Annotated in this window: 13 protein-coding genes and 1 pseudogene; 11 read left to right on the top strand and 3 right to left on the bottom strand. The window is 67.1% G+C overall.

Annotation, left to right across the window (positions count from 1 at the left end; genetic code table 11):
• Nucleotides 1-16 precede the first annotated feature (16 nt).
• From ruvA to AC1DES_RS14950, 6 genes are all read left to right on the top strand, one after another.
• Nucleotides 17-661 (top strand): Holliday junction branch migration protein RuvA, encoded by a 645-nt coding sequence (gene ruvA, locus AC1DES_RS14925; RefSeq protein ID WP_476896488.1) that lies wholly within the window; start codon nucleotides 17-19, stop codon nucleotides 659-661.
• Entirely contained in the window at nucleotides 654-1754 is a 1101-nt protein-coding gene (gene ruvB, locus AC1DES_RS14930; RefSeq protein WP_476896489.1) for a Holliday junction branch migration DNA helicase RuvB, read from the top strand. Before ruvA ends, ruvB begins: the two co-directional genes overlap by 8 nt.
• Before the next feature lie 212 nt (nucleotides 1755-1966).
• Nucleotides 1967-2359, top strand: a complete 393-nt coding sequence (gene yajC, locus AC1DES_RS14935; protein ID WP_476896490.1) for a preprotein translocase subunit YajC — start codon at nucleotides 1967-1969, stop codon at nucleotides 2357-2359.
• Nucleotides 2360-2465: 106 nt separating this feature from the next.
• The gene (gene secD / locus AC1DES_RS14940) at nucleotides 2466-4241 is read left to right on the top strand and encodes a protein translocase subunit SecD (RefSeq protein ID WP_476896491.1); all 1776 of its coding nucleotides are present in this window, start codon (nucleotides 2466-2468) and stop codon (nucleotides 4239-4241) included.
• Nucleotides 4242-5261, top strand: coding sequence for a protein translocase subunit SecF (gene secF, locus AC1DES_RS14945; protein WP_476896492.1), 1020 nt, complete (start codon nucleotides 4242-4244; stop codon nucleotides 5259-5261).
• 203 nt (nucleotides 5262-5464) lie between these two features.
• Nucleotides 5465-7786 (top strand): RelA/SpoT family protein, encoded by a 2322-nt coding sequence (locus AC1DES_RS14950; RefSeq protein WP_476896493.1) that lies wholly within the window; start codon nucleotides 5465-5467, stop codon nucleotides 7784-7786.
• Here AC1DES_RS14950 and AC1DES_RS14955 read toward each other — a convergent pair.
• The 3 genes from AC1DES_RS14955 to AC1DES_RS14965 form a co-directional block, all read right to left on the bottom strand.
• Entirely contained in the window at nucleotides 7783-8460 is a 678-nt protein-coding gene (locus AC1DES_RS14955; RefSeq protein WP_476896494.1) for a hypothetical protein, read from the bottom strand. The genes AC1DES_RS14950 and AC1DES_RS14955 overlap by 4 nt on opposite strands.
• A gap of 150 nt (nucleotides 8461-8610) precedes the next feature.
• The gene (locus tag AC1DES_RS14960) at nucleotides 8611-10218 is read right to left on the bottom strand and encodes a DUF349 domain-containing protein (protein WP_476896495.1); all 1608 of its coding nucleotides are present in this window, start codon (nucleotides 10216-10218) and stop codon (nucleotides 8611-8613) included.
• A gap of 61 nt (nucleotides 10219-10279) precedes the next feature.
• A complete protein-coding gene (locus AC1DES_RS14965; protein WP_476896496.1) occupies nucleotides 10280-11086 on the bottom strand; it encodes a peptidylprolyl isomerase in 807 nt (268 codons plus the stop codon).
• A 258-nt stretch (nucleotides 11087-11344) separates the two neighbouring features.
• Between AC1DES_RS14965 and hisS the strand changes: the two genes are divergently transcribed.
• The 5 genes and pseudogenes from hisS to AC1DES_RS14990 all read left to right on the top strand — a co-directional run.
• Nucleotides 11345-12688, top strand: coding sequence for a histidine--tRNA ligase (gene hisS / locus AC1DES_RS14970; protein ID WP_476896497.1), 1344 nt, complete (start codon nucleotides 11345-11347; stop codon nucleotides 12686-12688).
• Between the two features lie 164 nt (nucleotides 12689-12852).
• Nucleotides 12853-13683, top strand: a complete 831-nt coding sequence (locus AC1DES_RS14975) for a sulfurtransferase (RefSeq protein WP_476896498.1) — start codon at nucleotides 12853-12855, stop codon at nucleotides 13681-13683.
• A gap of 149 nt (nucleotides 13684-13832) precedes the next feature.
• On the top strand, nucleotides 13833-15617 hold the full coding sequence (gene aspS, locus AC1DES_RS14980) for an aspartate--tRNA ligase (RefSeq protein ID WP_476896499.1): 1785 nt from the start codon (nucleotides 13833-13835) through the stop codon (nucleotides 15615-15617).
• Between the two features lie 93 nt (nucleotides 15618-15710).
• Nucleotides 15711-16529, top strand: coding sequence for a GNAT family N-acetyltransferase (locus tag AC1DES_RS14985; RefSeq protein WP_476896500.1), 819 nt, complete (start codon nucleotides 15711-15713; stop codon nucleotides 16527-16529).
• Between the two features lie 270 nt (nucleotides 16530-16799).
• Nucleotides 16800-17415 (top strand): annotated as a pseudogene (locus AC1DES_RS14990) (HNH endonuclease signature motif containing protein); the annotation flags it as partial.

Raw genomic sequence — 17415 nt, forward strand, 5'->3', positions numbered from 1 at the left:
CTTCAGGAGCCCGGCTTTGATCAGTTTTCTTCGCGGAACCGTAGCGCACATTGGCCTGTCCTCCGCCGTGATCGACCTCAACGGCGCCGGCATGAGCGTCAACGCCACGCCGCAGACCCTCGGCAGCCTGCGTGTCGGGCAGGAGGGGAAGCTTTTCACCTCCCTGATCGTGCGGGAGGACTCCCTGACGCTGTTCGGGTTCACGAGCGACGACGAACGCGAGGTCTTTGACGTCCTCCTCAGCGTCAGCGGGGTCGGACCCCGGCTCGCGCTGGCCGTGCTGGCCGTCCATGAACCCGAAGCTATCCGGGTGGCGGCGCACTCCGGCGACGGCAAGGCGTTCACCAAGGTCCCGGGTATCGGGCCCAAGGTCGCCGGGCGGATCGTGCTGGAACTCGCCGGGAAGCTCGTGCCGCACGGGACCGCAGGCGGCACCGTGCCCGCAGTGTCGGCCGAAGCCACCTGGAAGCCCCAAGTGGTCGCGGCCATGACGAGCCTGGGCTGGTCCGAAAAGGATGCCACGTCCAGCATCGACAAGTCCCTGGCCGATTCGCCCGAACTGGCCGAGAACGGCAATGTGGCCGAGATCCTGCGGGCGACGCTGCGCTGGCTGGGCCAGGACGGCGCACGCGCCGGGAACCGGGTAGGCGCCCGTGGCTGAGCCGTCGCTCGTCGGCGGGGGAGAGGAGCCGGAGGAACGGGTTATCGAGGCCGCCCTCAGGCCCAAGAACCTCCACGACTTCGTGGGCCAGCACCGGGTCCGCAAGCAGCTTTCCCTCGTGCTGGAAGCCTCCCGGATGCGCGGACGCAGCGCCGACCACGTCCTGCTCTCCGGGCCCCCGGGCCTGGGCAAGACCACGCTGTCCATGATCATCGCCGCCGAAATGAACGCGCCCTTGCGGATCAGCAGCGGCCCGGCCATCCAGCACGCCGGGGACCTGGCCGCCATCCTGTCCTCGCTCTCCGAGGGGGAGGTCCTGTTCCTCGACGAGATCCACCGCATGTCCCGGCCGGCCGAGGAAATGCTGTACATGGCCATGGAGGACTTCCGCGTCGACATCGTGGTGGGCAAGGGCGCGGGCGCCACAGCCATTCCGCTTGAATTGCCGCCTTTCACCCTTGTCGGTGCCACCACCCGTGCCGGTCTCCTGCCGGGCCCGCTGCGTGACCGCTTCGGCTTCACCGGCCACCTGGAGTTCTACTCGGTGGAGGAACTGGAACTGGTCCTCCGCCGCTCAGCGGGGCTGCTGGACCTCAAGGTCAACTCAGCCGGGTTCAGCGAGATCGCCGGACGGTCCCGGGGTACCCCGCGCATCGCCAACCGGCTGCTCCGGCGCGTACGGGACTGGGCGCTGGTACATGGCATCGAGCAGATTGATGCACGCGCGGCCTCGGCCGCCCTGGACATGTATGAGGTGGACAAACGCGGCCTCGACCGGCTGGACCGGGCCGTCCTGGAAGCGCTCATCACCAAGTTCGGCGGGGGACCGGTGGGCCTGTCCACGCTGGCCATCGCCGTCGGCGAGGAAACGGAAACCGTTGAAACCGTCGCCGAACCGTACCTGGTCCGCGAGGGCCTGCTGGGACGGACGCCGCGGGGCAGGATTGCCCTTGCACCGGCCTGGACCCACCTCGGGTTCGCGGTCCCCGCGGGCGTCTTCGCCCAGGACCCGTTGGAGCTTTTCACGGCCGCTGAACCGGGCGGCGGGCTCGGCGAAGAAGCCGATCCCGAGTGGATCCGTAACAGTCAATAGCACTGCCTAGCGTTTTTCCCTTTAGACTGGTATGACGCTCGGCACGTTCGGGTCTTTGTTTCTGCGGCGGCAAGCACGAGGCCGCCGGTGGCCTGGCAGTCTCTCCTGCCTGGTCTGTTGCCCGGCATCCTTGCCCAGGCGGCCGGGGGCAAAGCGGACGTTGCTGGTAAATCAGCTAGGCAAGTAAAGAATGGAAATTCCCTTTGGATCCAATGACAATTCTCCTGTTCGTCATGCTCGGCGTCTTCGTCTTCATGATGTTCCGCCGCAACAAGAAGACGCAGAAGCAGCAGACTGAGCTCCAGTCGAAATTCGGCCCCGGCGTCGAGGTCATGACGAGTTTCGGCCTGTTCGGCCGCATCGTGGAAATCGACGAGGCAGAAAACAAGGTCCTGCTGGAACTCTCCCCGGGAAACCTGGCCACCGTGCACCGGCAGGCCGTCACCAAGATTGTCGAGCCGGTTGCCGCCGCCGAGGACGCCGCGGTTGTTCCCGACGACGCCTCATCGCTGACGATCGATAAGGCGGAGCTCAATGCCCCCGCCGCTGAAACGCCTGACGAAACCCTGCGGCGCCTCAACGACGAAGGCAAGAAAGACAGCTAGTCTGCCTCTTTGAGCTGTGCCGCGAAGCAACTGCCGCGGCATCCGCCGGTGTTAGGTCCTACGGCCGGCACCGGCGGCTCCTCCGCAATTAATAGAAAGATCGACAATGGCACGAACTGGCCCCAAAAACACAGCCCGCAGGGTGCTGGTCTGGCTTGGCGTTATTCTGGCCGTCATGACAACCGTCCTGGCGGCCGGCACCATGGCCGGACATGCGAGCTGGGCCCCCAAGCTCGCCCTGGACCTTGAAGGCGGCACGCAGATGATCCTCGCGCCCAAGGTTGAGGGCGGTTCGAACATCACCGAAGACCAGCTCAACCAGGCCGTGTCGATCATCCGCCAGCGCGTCGACGGCTCCGGCGTCGCGGAGGCTGAAATCAGCACGCAGTCCGGCCGCAACGTGGTCGTAAGCCTGCCCGGCACCCCGTCCAAGGAGACCCGGGCCCTGATCCAGGCATCAGCGGACATGAACTTCCGGCCGGTCCTCCAGGCCGGGGCAGGCGCACCGGTCCCGGCGGCGTCTTTGACCCCGGATGACAAACTGCCCCATCCGACGGCGGCCCCCGCCAACAGCAGCGACACGAACTGGATCACCGCGGACGTCCAAAAGAAGTTCGAGACGCTCGATTGCGACCATCCCTCCCAGGACAAGCAGGAACGCTCCGACCCGGCCAAACCGCTGGTCACCTGCGAGCCGGCCTCCGACAAGTCTCCCGCCGTCAAGTACATCCTTGGCCCGGTCGAGGTGAAGGGTTCGAGCATCAAGTCCTCTTCCTTCCAGCTGCAGCGCGGCGCCCAGGGTGCCGTGACCAACGAGTGGGCAGTGAACATCCAGTTCGACGACCAGGGAACGTCCAAGTTCAAGGACGTCACCGAGCGCCTGTACCAGTTCTACTCGGCGTCCCAGGCCCAGGGCGGCTCGGACCCCAAGGCGCAGTTCGCCATTGTCCTCGATGACCAGGTCATCTCGGCCCCGCGCTCCCTTGCCGTCATCACGGACGGCCGCCCGCAGATCACCGGCGGCTTCACCGAGCAGTCGGCAAAGGCCCTCTCGGACCAGCTGCGGTTCGGTGCCCTTCCGATCAGTTTCGAGATCCAAAGTGAGCAGCAGATTTCTGCGACCCTCGGCGGTGAGCAGCTCCGGATGGGCCTGCTGGCCGGCGTTATTGGCCTGCTCCTCGTGGTCGTCTATTCGCTCTTCCAGTACCGGGCGCTGGGCTTCGTCACCATTGCCTCCCTTGTGGTGGCCGGTGCGCTGACCTACCTTGCCATTGCGATCCTCGGCTGGACGGAGAACTACCGTCTCTCCCTCGCCGGCGTCGCGGGCCTCATCGTGGCCATCGGCCAGACAGCGGACTCGTTCATCGTCTACTTCGAACGTATCCGCGATGAGCTCCGCGAAGGCAAGGGACTGGTCTCGGCCGTACAGAACGGCTGGAAGCGCGCGAAGCGCACCGTCCTCGCGTCCAAGGCTGTGAACCTCCTCGCCGCGCTGGTGTTGTACTTCGTCGCCGTGGGCAACGTCCGCGGCTTCGCGTTCACCCTCGGCCTGACTGCGATCGCCGACCTCATCGTCGTGTTCATGTTCACCCACCCGACCCTGCAGGTGCTGTCCCGGACGAAGTTCTTCGGCGAAGGACACCGGTTCTCCGGACTTGATCCCAAGCGCCTCGGTGCCGTGCCCCTGTACCGGGGGGCGGGCCGGATCCGCACGCCGGAGGACAGGCCCGCCGTCGCGGTCCGCGCCAAGAACACCGGTGCCGTGGCCGAAGCCGAGCGCAGGATGACCATTGCAGAACGCCGCCTCGCGGAAAAGCAGGAACAGGGCAAACAAGAACAACTCGCCGGTTCCGCCAAGAGCGCAGCCAAGGAGGGCAAGTAAATGGCCAGCTTCGCCACATTCGGAAACGAGCTCTACACGGGCAAGCGCTCGTACGACTTCGTCAAGTCCAAAAAGATCTGGTTCCTGGTCGCGGCAGTCGCCGTCGCGCTCTCGATCCTCCTTCCCGTAGCCAAGGGCGGCTTCAACCTCGGAATCGAGTTCCGCGGCGGATCCGAGTTCACGGTCTCCAACGTGAAGACGACAGACTCTGCCCTCGGGGAGAAGGCGGTCAAGGATGTCGTCGCCGGCAGCGTGCCGCGCGTTGCAAACGTGGCCGGCAACACGATGCGCATCCAGACGGACAAGCTCACGGATGATGAGACGCTCCGCATCAAGGCGGGCCTCACCAGTGCCTATGGCGTGACGGACAACGAAGTGACATCCACCTTCGTCGGCCCCACGTGGGGCGCCGACGTCACGAAGCAGGCCCTCCTGGGCCTGGCGATCTTCGTGGGTCTTGCCGCCGTGCTGATGGCGCTGTACTTCCGGACATGGAAGATGTCGCTGTCCGCCCTCGCGGGCATGATCGTGACCATGCTGATCACCGCCGGTGTGTACTCGCTCAGTGACTTCGAGGTGACGCCGTCGGCGATCATCGGGTTCCTGACGGTCCTCAGCTATTCGCTGTATGACACGGTGGTGGTCTTCGACAAGATCCGGGAAAACACCGCGGACCTGCAGGCCTCCACCCGGCGGACCTTCGCCGAAGAGGTCAACCTGGCCGTCAACCAGACCCTGGTCCGCTCCATCAACACCATGATGGTGGCCATCCTGCCGGTTGGGGCCATCCTCTTCATCGGGGCGGGCCTCTTGGGCGCGGGCACGCTGCGGGACCTGTCCCTGGCCCTGTTCGTGGGCATCCTGATCGGAACGGCCGCCACGATCTTTGTTGCTGCCCCGCTCTATGCCTGGTTGCGCCAGGGCGAGCCGGACCTCGTCAAGCAGGCCAAGCGTGTGGAACAGCGACGCGCGGATGCGGCCAGCAAGGCAGCCGTGCCGGCAGTGCCCGCCACGGCCTAGCCGCACGGGCCACGGGCCGGAGATCGTCATCCGTGACGATCTCCGGCCCGTGGCCGTATCCCGGCGGGTTATCGAAGTATCCTGCCGCGGGAATACACTTGAATAATTAACCGGTTGTGAGAGGTGCTCCATTGGAAGAACGTTCGACGCCGGTGCCGGCGGCACCGGCGGATAAGGGCCCAGGCCAAGGTCTACAGACTGGCGTGGCGGCTCCCGGACGCCCCGATGTTCCCGTGCCTGTCGACAATTCAGGAGCCCGCCCCACGTTCCCCGGCCGCCGCGAACGTACCCGGTCCCGCCTGGCCCGCCTGACGGGGCGGGGAGCGCCCGCCTACTCGCCGATCCTCGAGCCCTTGCTGCGGACCGTGCGGGCCAACAACCCCAAAGAGGACTTCGACCTCATCCAGCGGGCCTTCGTCGTGGCCGAGCGCTGCCACCGCGGCCAAAAGCGCAAAAGCGGGGACCCCTACATCACCCATCCCGTAGCCGTCGCCACCATCCTCGCCGAACTCGGGCTGAGCGGCACGACGCTCGCTGCTGCCCTTCTCCACGACACGGTCGAGGACACCGCCTACACCCTTGCCGACCTCAAGGCCGAGTTCGGCCCGGAAGTTGCGATGCTCGTGGACGGCGTGACCAAGCTGGACAAGGTCAGCTTCGGTGAGGCTGCGCAGTCCGAAACCGTCCGCAAGATGGTCGTGGCCATGGCCAAGGACATCCGGGTGCTCATGATCAAGCTCGCGGACCGGCTGCACAACGCCCGCACATGGCGCTTCGTCTCCGCGGAATCCTCGGCACGCAAGGCCCGGGAAACCCTTGAAATCTTCGCGCCGCTGGCCCACCGGCTCGGCATGAACACCATCAAGTGGGAACTGGACGACCTCTCCTTCGCGGCCCTTTACCCGAAGGTCTACGAGGAAATCGTCCGCATGGTGGGGGACCGGACACCGGAACGTGAAAAGAACCTGAGCGTCATCCGCAACCAGATCGCCGAAGACCTGCGCGCGGCCAAGATCAAGGCCACGATTTCCGGCCGTCCCAAGCACTACTACTCGATCTACCAGAAGATGATCGTGCGGGACAAAGACTTCGACGACATCAACGACCTCATGGGCGTGCGGGTCCTGGTCGATTCCGTCCGCGACTGTTACGCGGCCCTCGGCGCCATGCACTCGCGCTGGAACCCCCTCCCCGGGCGTTTCAAGGACTACATCGCGATGCCCAAGTTCAACATGTACCAGTCGCTGCACACCACGGTGATCGGGCCGGGCGGGAAGCCCGTCGAGATCCAGATCCGCACCCATGAAATGCACCGGCGCGCCGAATACGGCGTCGCTGCCCACTGGAAGTACAAGGACCAGCCGAACCGCACGGCCGCCGGCCCCGGCAGCCCGCGCGACGGCGACATGGGCTGGTTGCGCTCGCTCGTCGACTGGCAGCAGGAGACTTCCGATCCGGGCGAGTTCCTCGACTCCCTGCGGTTTGAAATCAACGCCCGGGAAGTGTTCGTCTTCACCCCCAAGGGCGAGGTCATGGCACTGCCGGCCGGCTCCACCCCGGTCGACTTCGCCTACGCGGTCCACACCGAGGTGGGCCACCGGACCATCGGCGCGCGGGTCAACGGCAAGCTGGTGCCCCTCAACAGCGAACTGAACCACGGCGACTGGGTGGAGATCTTCACCTCCAAGGCCGAGGGCGCGGGTCCCAGCCAGGACTGGCAGCACTTCGTCAAGAGCGCCCGCGCCCGCAATAAAATCAGGCAGTGGTTCAGCAAGGAGCGGCGCGAAGAAGCGATTGACCGCGGCAAGGAACTCCTGACCAAGGCGATGCGCAAGCAAAACCTTCCCCTCCAGCGGCTCATGACACATGACGCGCTGGCCGCGATCGCCGAGGACTTCAAGTACGTGGACATCTCCGGACTCTATGCGGGGGTGGGCGACGGGCACACCTCGGCGCAGTCGGTCATGGAGCGCCTCGTCGAAAGCCTCGGCGGCCACGAAACCCCCGACGAGGACCTGTCCGAGGTCTCCATTCCCACCCAGGTCAGCAAGGTCCGCTACTCCGATTCCGGCGTCGTGGTCCGCGGTGTCGACGACGTCTGGGTGAAGCTCGCCCGCTGTTGCACCCCGGTGCCGCCCGATCCGATCCTTGGCTTCGTCACCCGTGGCTCGGGAGTGTCCGTGCACCGGACCGACTGCACCAACGTAACCGGCCTCATGGACCAGCCTGACCGGATCGTTGACGTGGAGTGGGCCCCGACGCAGTCCAGCGTGTTCCTGGTGGAAATCCAGGTCGAGGCGCTGGACCGGAAGTCGTTGCTCTCGGATGTGACCAGGATTCTCTCGGAAAACCACGTCAATATCCTGGCGGCCAGCGTGCACACCTCCACTGACCGGGTGGCGATCTCCAAGTTTGCCTTCGAGATGGGCGACCCCAAGTACCTCAGCCACGTGCTCAGCGCGGTCCGCCGCATTGACGGCGTCTTTGACGTGTACCGCACCACCGGAAACAGGCGCCGGAGTTAGCCGGGCGCATTTGCCGGCCCGCTCGGGCGCGCGGGTACCAGGGCTGCGAGCTTCTCCAACGCCGCCTTCTTGTGCGGCACGCGCGGGCTGGCTTCGACCGCGAGCCTGAGCAGGCGCAGTTTGACCTCCAGCTCGGGACGGGCAAGGAGTGCGGCGAGTGCCGGCACTGCACGTTCGGCCTCCACATGCAGGGCAATGTCCACCGCCGTGCGCAGCGGGCTGGCCACCATCAGACCCCCGAGGCTCACGGCGTCGAATGGTCCCAGCCGCACTTCGTGGAACGTGCAGCCGCGCGTGGGCCTGAGGCTGGAAATTCTTCGGTTCGCGTCCACCAGGAGTGCCAGGCGGTCCGGGGGACGGGCGCAACCGTAGATCCAGGCCGCCGTCATCCGCCCGGCCACCACCCGCTGGCGAATGAGGGGCGGAATGCTGAGGGCGGCCGCACGGGCCCGCAGCTGAGGGGTGGACCGCGTACCCGGCGGAAGGTATCCCGACTGGAACAGCTGCGTCAGCACGCCGTCGGACGCCATGGACTGCAGCTCCGGCCACGTGAACAGCGCCCCGGGAGAGTAGAGCTCGCCCGGGGCCGGACCGGGGAGCGCCGGAGCGGGGACCGCCGGGCCGGATTGAGCGTGGCCGGAAGGGGCGGCACCCGGCTGCGGGGATCCAGGCATTGGCACTCCACGCTGCGGCGTTACAGGGATTACAGCAGGACTGCGGGGCAGGGGTACCATTCAGCCATCGTGGCGCCTTACCCGGGAGACGGAACAGGCCCCGACCCGGCCATGTGGATAACCGGAACGGGGCCTGTAGCGGCGGTTCTGCTAGGAGAGTTCGCTCGCTGAGCGCTCCAGTTGCTCCAACCATGCCTGGCGTGCCTCGAGGGCCTCCTGGGCTGCCTTGATCTTGCGCTGGTCCCCGGCTTTCTCGGCCCTGGCCAAGTCATCCTTGAGGCCGGCAATGGCGGATTCCAGTTGCGACAAGGCGCTGTTGGTGCGCGCCTTCGTTTCCGGGTTCGAACGCTTCCAGTTCTCGTCTTCGGCGTGACGGACGGCGTCTTCGACCTTCCGAAGGCCGGCCTCGACACGTCCCATCTCGGCCCGCGGAACCTTGCCGGCCTCTTCCCACCGGTCACGGATGGATTGCAGGGCCTTCTTCGCGGCGGCGAGGTCCTTGATGGGCAGAAGTTCGTTGGCTTCCACCAGCAGTGCTTCCTTGACCACCAGGTTCGCGCCGTACTCCTGGTCGATCTCGTCGTTGGCGGCCTGCCGGTTGGTGAAGAAGACGTCCTGGGCGGCGCGGAAGCGTGCCCACAGCGCGTCGTCGTCCTTGCGACTGGCGCGGGGGGAGGACTTCCACTCGTCCATCAGGCGGCGGTACTCGCCGGCCGCGAATCCCCAGTCGGTCGAGGAGGACAACGCTTCGGCCTCGGTGATCAGCTTCTCCTTGGCTGCCTTGGCCGCCGAGTTGTTGCTGTCCAGCTGGGAGAAGTATGCCCGGCGGTGGCGGTCGAAGACTGTGCGGGCAGCGCGGAACCGCTTCCACAGGGCGTCTTCGTTGCTGCGGCCGAGCCGGACGCCGCTCTTCTGGGCCGTTTTCCAGCTCTCGAACAGTTCGTTCATCCGCGCGCTGGAGGTCTTCCACTGGATCTGGGCCGGGTCGTGGCCTGCGATGTCCTCGGCTTCGGCGACGATGGCCTCGCGGGCCGCGAGCTCGGCGGCACGGACGGCGTCGTGTTCGGCCTTCTCGACCTTCTCGAGTTCGCCGATCTGCGCGACGAGGGCGTCCAGGCGGTTCTCGGCGGAGCGGAGGTCGCCCACCATGTTGCGCTCGGCCAGCTGCTCGCGCAGATGCGTGACGGTCTTTTGCATGTCGGTGGTCGGGGCCTTGGAGCTGACACGCTGTTCGAGCAGGACGATCTGCGCGACGACGTCGTCGTACTTCCGGGCAAAGTACCCCAGGGCCTCGTCCGCGCTGACGCCGGGGTACTGGCCGACGGGGTGTTCCTCGCCGTCGAGGGTCAGGAACACGTGGCCGTCACCCTCGACCCGGCCCCAGCGGGCGGCTTCGGCGAGCGAGGCGGCGGAGGACACGGCCACCGGCGCGGGCGCCGGTGCGGCCGCAGACGGCTTGGCCTTGGGCCGGGCCGCGAATGCAGCGGGGGACGGCGCGGGACGATGCGCCGGAGCGGCTCCCGGGGCCGGCACGGGGGAAGGGGCCGGGGCAGCCGGTTCGGTTTCAGCCTCGGCGGGCCCAGCCTCAGCCTCGGCGGGCTCGGCCTCAGCGGCCGCAGCCTCGACGGCCGTCGGCGCCGCTACGGCTTCGATCTGGCTGGTGCCCGGGTTCGTGCCTGCGGCAGGGGATGCCTCGGCTTCGGTTTCGTTGCCAGCTGCTGCTGCCAATGTTTCGTCGGATTTCTGACTGTCTGTCACCGCTAGAAGTCTTTCGCTTGGAGGGAAATACCGGGACCGTGGCCGCCAGGGCCTTGGCTGGTTACTTCAGTGAGAACGAGTCTATCGTGACTGGTTCCGCCGGAGCGCCGTCGGTAGGGTTATCACCGGGTTTAAGGCCGGCAGCAGCAATAGCCGTCACCACGTCCAGCCCGGAGGTCACCTTGCCCACCACTGTGTAGCCCCCGGCAGCGTCGGCAGGGATGACAGTCTCTTTGTACACGATGAAGAACTGCGTTCCGTTGCCGTTGGCGTTTCCGCCGGTCCGGGCGACGGCGATAGTTCCGGCCGGGTATTTGTTGTCCGGCGGGGTGTTCTCCAGCGGGCCCCACGTGTACGACGGATCGCTGCTGCCGTCACCGGCTTTGGAGCCGCACTGCAGGACACCGAAAGTATCGCCCGTGGTCAGGCGGTGGCAGCTGAGGCCGTTGTAGAAGCTCTGGTCAGCGAGGGACTTGAATACGGCTGCCGCCTGAGGCGCCTTGGTGCCGTCCAGCTCCACGCCCAGGGTCCCGGTGTTGAGCTTCAGCTCGCCGGTGAAGGTCTTGCCTGCGGCCGTTTCCGGCTTCGGGATGTTGTCTGCGTTCGTGGGGGAGGCCGACGGCGTGGCGGAGGCGGACGGACTCGTGAGTCCTGCCTGCGCGGCCGCGTACTCCTGCTCGCTCGGATTGGAGGAGAAGACAGTTAATTGGAGGACCAGGGCGACGACGACGGCGGCCGTGCCCGCACCTATCGCCAGGGCGTTGTCGCGTTTGCGGCGCTTGTCCTGCTCCCGGCGCAGTTCGCGCTTTGCCTCCATCTGCTGGACGCGCCGCTTGGCATCGCGGGCGCTCCGTGAACTGGCCGCCAAAAGTCCTCCTGGTTGTAGGGCTGACACCGGAACGGGCCGTCGGCGCCGTCGCGGGTTCAGCTGTCACGCTGCCGGCAGCTGTGCGCCCCCGGCCGTATTAGAAGTTGCAAGCGCCGGAAGCATAAACTGACTGCCGCACACAGTTTATGCACGACTGGCCGGTCTGCCGCCCATCTTCCGTACGTTTCGGCGGAGAATGCGGCGCAAGACGCCCTGGCCGTTGTCACCACCGTTGTAACCAGAGGAGAAAAATCCACCATGGCACGCACAGCCTCCCTGTCCGGATTCCCCGAGTGGCTTCCCGAGGAGCGGCTGGTGGAGCTGCATGTGCTGGATACGCTGCGGCGGACCTTTGAACTCCACGGCTTCTCGTCGATCGAGACCCGCGCCGTGGAAACGGTCGGGCAGCTGCTGCGCAAGGGCGAAATCGACAAGGAGGTCTACGGCCTGAGCCGCCTCCAGGACGACGAGGGTGAAGAGGCCAAGGGCAAAGGCGACCCGCACGCCCTGGCACTGCATTTCGATCTCACCGTGCCGTTCGCCCGCTACGTCGTGGAAAACGCCGGCTATCTCGCCTTTCCGTTCCGCCGCTACCAGATCCAGAAGGTCTGGCGCGGCGAGCGTCCCCAGGAAGGTCGTGCCCGCGAGTTCACCCAGGCGGACATCGACGTCGTCGGCGACGGCGAACTGCCGTTCCGCTACGACGTCGAGATTGCCCTCGTGATCGCCGAGGCCCTGAACGCCTTGCCGATCCCCGACTTCCTGCTCCGGATCAACAACCGCAAGCTCGCCGAGGGGTTCTACAACGGCATTGGGCTCACCGACACAGCCGGAGTGCTCCGGAGCATCGACAAGCTCGAGAAGATAGGGCCGGCCAAGGTGGCGGACCTCCTCAAGTCGGAACTCGGCGCCACCGATGACCAGGCGCAGGCAGCGTTGAAGCTTGCCGGGATCCGCACGGGCGACACGTCCTTCGTGGAGCGGGTCCGGGCGCTGGGCGTCACGAATGAGCTGCTTGAGGAAGGCCTGAACGAGCTGGAGCAGGTCATTGCGGCCGCCGTGCAGCGCGCGCCCGGACGGGTGGTTGCTGACCTCAGCATCGCCCGCGGACTGGACTACTACACCGGCACCGTCGTGGAGACGGTGCTGGTGGGACACGAGCAGCTCGGCTCGATCTGCTCCGGCGGACGCTACGACGCCCTGGCCAGCAAGGGCAACCGCAAGTTCCCCGGCGTCGGACTCTCGATCGGCGTGACGCGCCTGGTCTCGCGGATTCTCAGCCAGGACCTCGCCAGGGCCTCGCGGTCCGTCCCCACCGCGGTGCTGGTGGCGCTCAACAACGACGACAGCTGGGGTGCAGCCCAGGACATCGCCGCGCAGCTGCGGAGCCGCGGTATCGCCACCGAGGTCGCAGCCAAGGCGGAAAAGTTCGGCAAGCAGATCAGGTTCGCGGACCGGCGCGGCATTCCCTTCGTCTGGTTCACGGACGACGACGGCAAGCACCAGGTCAAGGACATCCGCACGGGTGAACAGTACGACGCCGATCCCGCCAGCTGGACCCCGGCTGAGGAAGACCTGCACGTGCGGGTCCTTAAGGGCTAGCCGCCGCCCCGCGCCGCCGCTTTCCCGCGCGATCCTGTGTCAATCCTCTTGGCGGCGGCGTAAAGTTTGCCTTGATCGGGCTTGAAATTTCTCACATTCTGTCGGCTTCCAGGCTCCGCCCCGGGACCCCTGCGGGGATGGATCTTCCAGGAGGAGGTTCCGCAGTGCAGGACGGACACTACGCCAGCGATGAAGTTCTCGTTGGCCCGCAATGGCTGGAGGAGCACCTTCGCGATCCGTTGCTTCGGGTTGTCGAAGTTGACGTGAGCAGCGCGGCCTACAACGAGGGGCATATTCAGGGCGCCACCCTGTGGAACATCTACCGGGACCTCAAGGACGCCGACTACAGGCTCGTGGGCAAGGCAGCCTTTGAAGAACTGGTGGGGAAGTCCGGAATTACCCCGGACTCGACCGTGGTCTTCTACGGCTACGCACCGGCAATGGGCTTCTGGCTGATGAAGCTCTACGGCCATACCAAGGCCTGCATCCTTGACACGTCGAGATCTACCTGGGAGCAGGGCGGCCGGCCCTGGACCGCGGAGACGCCCGTGCCAGCCGCGACCAACTACCCGCTGCCTGACCCTGACCGGCGTGTCCGCGCCGAGCAACAAGCGGTGGAAGGCGCGATCGGGCGCCCGGAGGTGACCCTCCTGGACGTCCGCACCGGAGCTGAATTCCGGGGCGAGCGGTTCTGGCCGTCCGGAGTGCCCGAGCCCGGGGGGCGCGCCGGACGCATCCCCTCAGCCGTGCACCTGGCGATCGACGGATTGCGCACGCCAGACGGGGCGTTCCGGAGCGCCGAGGACGTGCGGCGGCTCCTGGCCCCGGTGGCGGACTCAGGCGGGGAGGTCATCACTTACTGCACGGTCGGTGCCCGCGCGTGCACGGCATGGTTCGCGCTGACCTACCTGGCCGGGCGCGAACACGTCCGGGTCTACGACGGCTCCTGGGCTGAGTGGGGACGGATGCCCGCAACATCCGTGGAAGTCGGCTGATCTGCCGGGCCAACCGCTGCGGGCCGGCGGGGACCGCGGCGGTTGGCCGAACGCCGGGCCGCCATGGCAGGACGTTCCTTTCCACCGGGTAAACTCGAACGGGATCGTTCCCGTAGCGATCCTCTTGAACGCCACCTGAAAGGAATGCTGTGCTGCGCACACATGACCTCGGATCACTCCGCTCCGAGCACATTGGACAAACCGTAACCCTGGCCGGCTGGGTCGGCCGGCGTCGTGATCACGGTGGTGTCGCATTCGTTGACCTGCGCGACGCTTCGGGCGTCGCCCAGGTGGTCGTCCGTGAAGAGGAAGTCTTCCACGGCCTGCGCAACGAGTACGTGCTGCAGATTGTCGGCACCGTCTCCAAGCGCCCCGAGGGCAACGAGAACCCGGCCCTGCCCACCGGCGAGATCGAGGTCATGGCCGAGAAGGTGACCATCCTCAACACCTCGGACCCGCTGCCGTTCCAGATCGATGAGCACGTCGAGGTCGGTGAGGAAGCCCGCCTCAAGCACCGGTACCTTGACCTGCGCCGCCCGGGTCCCGCCCGCAACATGCGCCTGCGCTCCGAGGCCAACCGCGTGGCCCGCGAGCTGCTCCACCGGGACGGCTACGTGGAGATCGAAACGCCCACGCTCACGCGCTCGACGCCCGAAGGCGCCCGCGACTTCGTGGTCCCCGCGCGCCTCGCGCCGGGTTCCTGGTACGCGCTGCCGCAGTCCCCGCAGCTGTTCAAGCAGCTCCTGCAGGTCGGTGGCTTCGAGAAGTACTACCAGATCGCCCGCTGCTACCGCGATGAGGACTTCCGCGCGGACCGCCAGCCTGAATTCACCCAGCTCGATATCGAAGCCAGCTTCGTGGAGCAGGACGACATCATCCGTCTCGGCGAGGACATCGTCAAGGCGCTCTGGAAGCTGATCGACGTCGAGATCCCGACGCCGATCCAGCGGATCACATACCACGACGCCATGGCGCGGTACGGCTCGGACAAGCCGGACCTGCGGTTCGGCCTGGAGCTCACCGAGCTCACGGAATTCTTCAAGGACACCAACTTCGGCGTCTTCAAGGCGCCTTACGTCGGCGCCGTCGTCATGCCGGGCGGAGCCTCACAGGCCCGCCGTGCGCTTGATGCCTGGCAGGAATGGGCGAAGCAGCGCGGCGCCAAGGGCCTTGCCTATGTCCTGTACAAGGAAGACGGCGAACTCGCCGGCCCCGTGGCCAAAAACCTCACCGACACCGAGCGGGCCGGCCTCGCCGGCGCTGTGGGTGCCAAGCCCGGCGACTGCATCTTCTTCGCCGCGGGCGAGAAGACGCCCTCGCGCGCCCTCCTGGGCGCGGCCCGGGTTGAGATCGGGCACCGCACCGGCCTCATCAACCCGTCCGACTGGGCCTTCTGCTGGGTGGTTGACGCCCCCATGTTCGAACCAGCTGCCGCTGCCGTCGCTTCCGGTGACGTCGCCGTCGGTACCGGCAAGTGGACTGCCGTGCACCACGCATTCACCTCGCCCAAACCCGAGTTCATGGACAGCTTTGACCAGGATCCCGAGTCGGCCCTGTCCTACGCCTACGACATCGTCTGCAACGGCAACGAAATCGGTGGCGGCTCCATCCGTATCCACGAGCGCGAAGTCCAGGAGCGCGTCTTCGAGCTCATGGGCCTGGACAAGGAAGACGCGCAGACAAAGTTCGGTTTCCTCCTGGAAGGCTTCAAGTTCGGCGCCCCTCCCCACGGCGGAATCGCCTTCGGATGGGACCGTGTTGTCGCCCTGCTGGCAGGCGTTGAGTCCATCCGCGACGTCATCGCCTTCCCGAAGTCCGGCGGCGGCTATGACCCGCTGACGCAGGCGCCCGCCCCGATCACGGCCCAGCAGCGCAAGGAAGCCGGCGTGGACTTCAAGCCTGAAGCCAAGAAGGCCGACGACGACAAGAAGTAATCTGGACGCGTTGGCAGCAGGGGCTTCCCGGGAAACCGGGGAGCCCCTGCTGTCTTCCCTGTTGCCCGCGGCCGTACCGGACGGAGAATCTCGATGGACCCTAACCCGAGCCCCGCACTGACTGCCCTGGCGGTTCCCGGGCTGGAGGCGCTCATGGATTCAGCGTGGCCCGCCGCCGGGCGGCAGGAGTCCGGCGGGTGGGTGCTGCGGGCGGCCTCCGGCGTGACACAACGGGCGAACTCGGTCTGGGCGCGGGAGCCCGGCGAGGACCCTCACCAGCTGCTCGCCGCAGTCCGGGCGGCCCGGCTTTGGTACCGGATCCGCCGCCTTCCGCTGATCTTCCAAGTCTTTGACGGGCCACGCTCGGCTGCCCTGAACACGGTGCTCGACGATGAAGGCTTCACCCGGCAATCGGAAACCCTGGTCCTTGTCCGTCGATCCGGGCCGGTGGCCGCCGCCGACTCCGGCGGCCCGGGCACGGCCGTGGAGATGTCCGCCGAGCCGTCGGCGGAGTGGCTGGACCTGTGGTGGAGCGTCGACGGGCATGGGGGAGTGGCCGGGCTCGCCGTCGCCCGCGGCATCCTCGACGGGTGCCCGGCCCTGTACGGGCTGGTCCGGGACGACGACGGCGTGCCCGCCGCCGTCGCACGCCTCGCCCTGCCCGACACCGGGCCCGCCGGGCCCCGCTGGGGTGGCCTGTACTGCGTGGCGACGCGCCCGGATGCGCGCCGGCGCGGCTACGGTGGCCGGATTGTCCGGGCGCTCCTCCGCGAGGGCGACGCCCGCGGTGTGGGTGGCTACTGGCTTCTGGTGACGGCCTCCAACGCCGAGCCCGTGATCTGTACACACAAGCCGGATTCCGTGAATCCTGCCGGTACATCTACCGGCAGGAACGGCCGAGGCGGCACCTGAGCGGCTGCTGAGGATTGTGGTCGACGCCGGCGCTCCTGACGGAGGGCAGTCCACGACGGCAGCTGCGCCTGGTGGTTGAAGAGTGCTGAAGAGTCTGACCCTGCATTTCCGCTCCAACACGGTCTGCGATGTACCGGAGCAGACGCGCAGTCACCGCAAAAGCAATCAAAAACGAGCAAGGCCAGGTTGCTCCCACGGCGGGGTATTGCCCGCGCCGTCGAGGACGGCCAATGTCCCCAAATTGTCGGTGGCCGGTCATAGGCTGTGAGTGTGAAGAGCGGAGCGGCTTTGAGTGCGGGGAGCAGGGAGGCGGTGGCGGCTGTGGCCGCGTCCGCTGCTGCGATGGCCGCGTTCACGGGCGTGGGCGGGGACGGCGCTGAGCCGTCCGGCGCGGACATGGACCGCTCTGGTCAGGCCGGCGCGGACGCGCTGCGGGACGCGGATCCGGTACGGGACGCGGACGGGCTGGGGGACGCGGATCCGTTGCGGGATCTGGCGGATGATTGCCTGGACGGGCTGGCCGAGGTGGCCCGGCTGGAGGCCCGGACTGCGGCGTTGAAGGTGCGGCTGGCCGCGGAGTATGTGCAGGCGGCCAGGTTGCTGGCGGCTCCGGGGGTGTCCCCGCAGGACCGCGCCGCGTCGGAGATGGCGGTGGTGGCCGAGGTCGCTTGTGTCCTGACCGTCAGCGAACGGACCGCCGGGGCGTTCCTGTCCGAGTCCGGGGCGTTGACGGCGGTGCTGCCGCTGACCCTGGCCGCGCTTGAGGCGGGGACGATTTCCTGGCAGCACGCTAGGATCATCGTCGACGAAACCGGCGGCCTGGACCGCGCCGGGGCGGCGGCGCTGGAGGGGCATTTCCTGGACCCGGACGCAGCGGACGCGGCCC

It is taken from the genome of Arthrobacter sp. 05T442 (assembly GCF_056395945.1).

Coding starts and splice junctions, on each gene's coding strand:
- hisS (WP_476896497.1), top strand. CDS start 11,345: ATGGCACGCACAGCCTCCCTGTCCGGATTCCCCGAGTGGCTTCCCGAG.
- secF (WP_476896492.1), top strand. CDS start 4,242: ATGGCCAGCTTCGCCACATTCGGAAACGAGCTCTACACGGGCAAGCGC.
- secD (WP_476896491.1), top strand. CDS start 2,466: ATGGCACGAACTGGCCCCAAAAACACAGCCCGCAGGGTGCTGGTCTGG.
- AC1DES_RS14955 (WP_476896494.1), bottom strand. CDS start 8,460: ATGCCTGGATCCCCGCAGCCGGGTGCCGCCCCTTCCGGCCACGCTCAA.
- yajC (WP_476896490.1), top strand. CDS start 1,967: ATGACAATTCTCCTGTTCGTCATGCTCGGCGTCTTCGTCTTCATGATG.
- AC1DES_RS14985 (WP_476896500.1), top strand. CDS start 15,711: ATGGACCCTAACCCGAGCCCCGCACTGACTGCCCTGGCGGTTCCCGGG.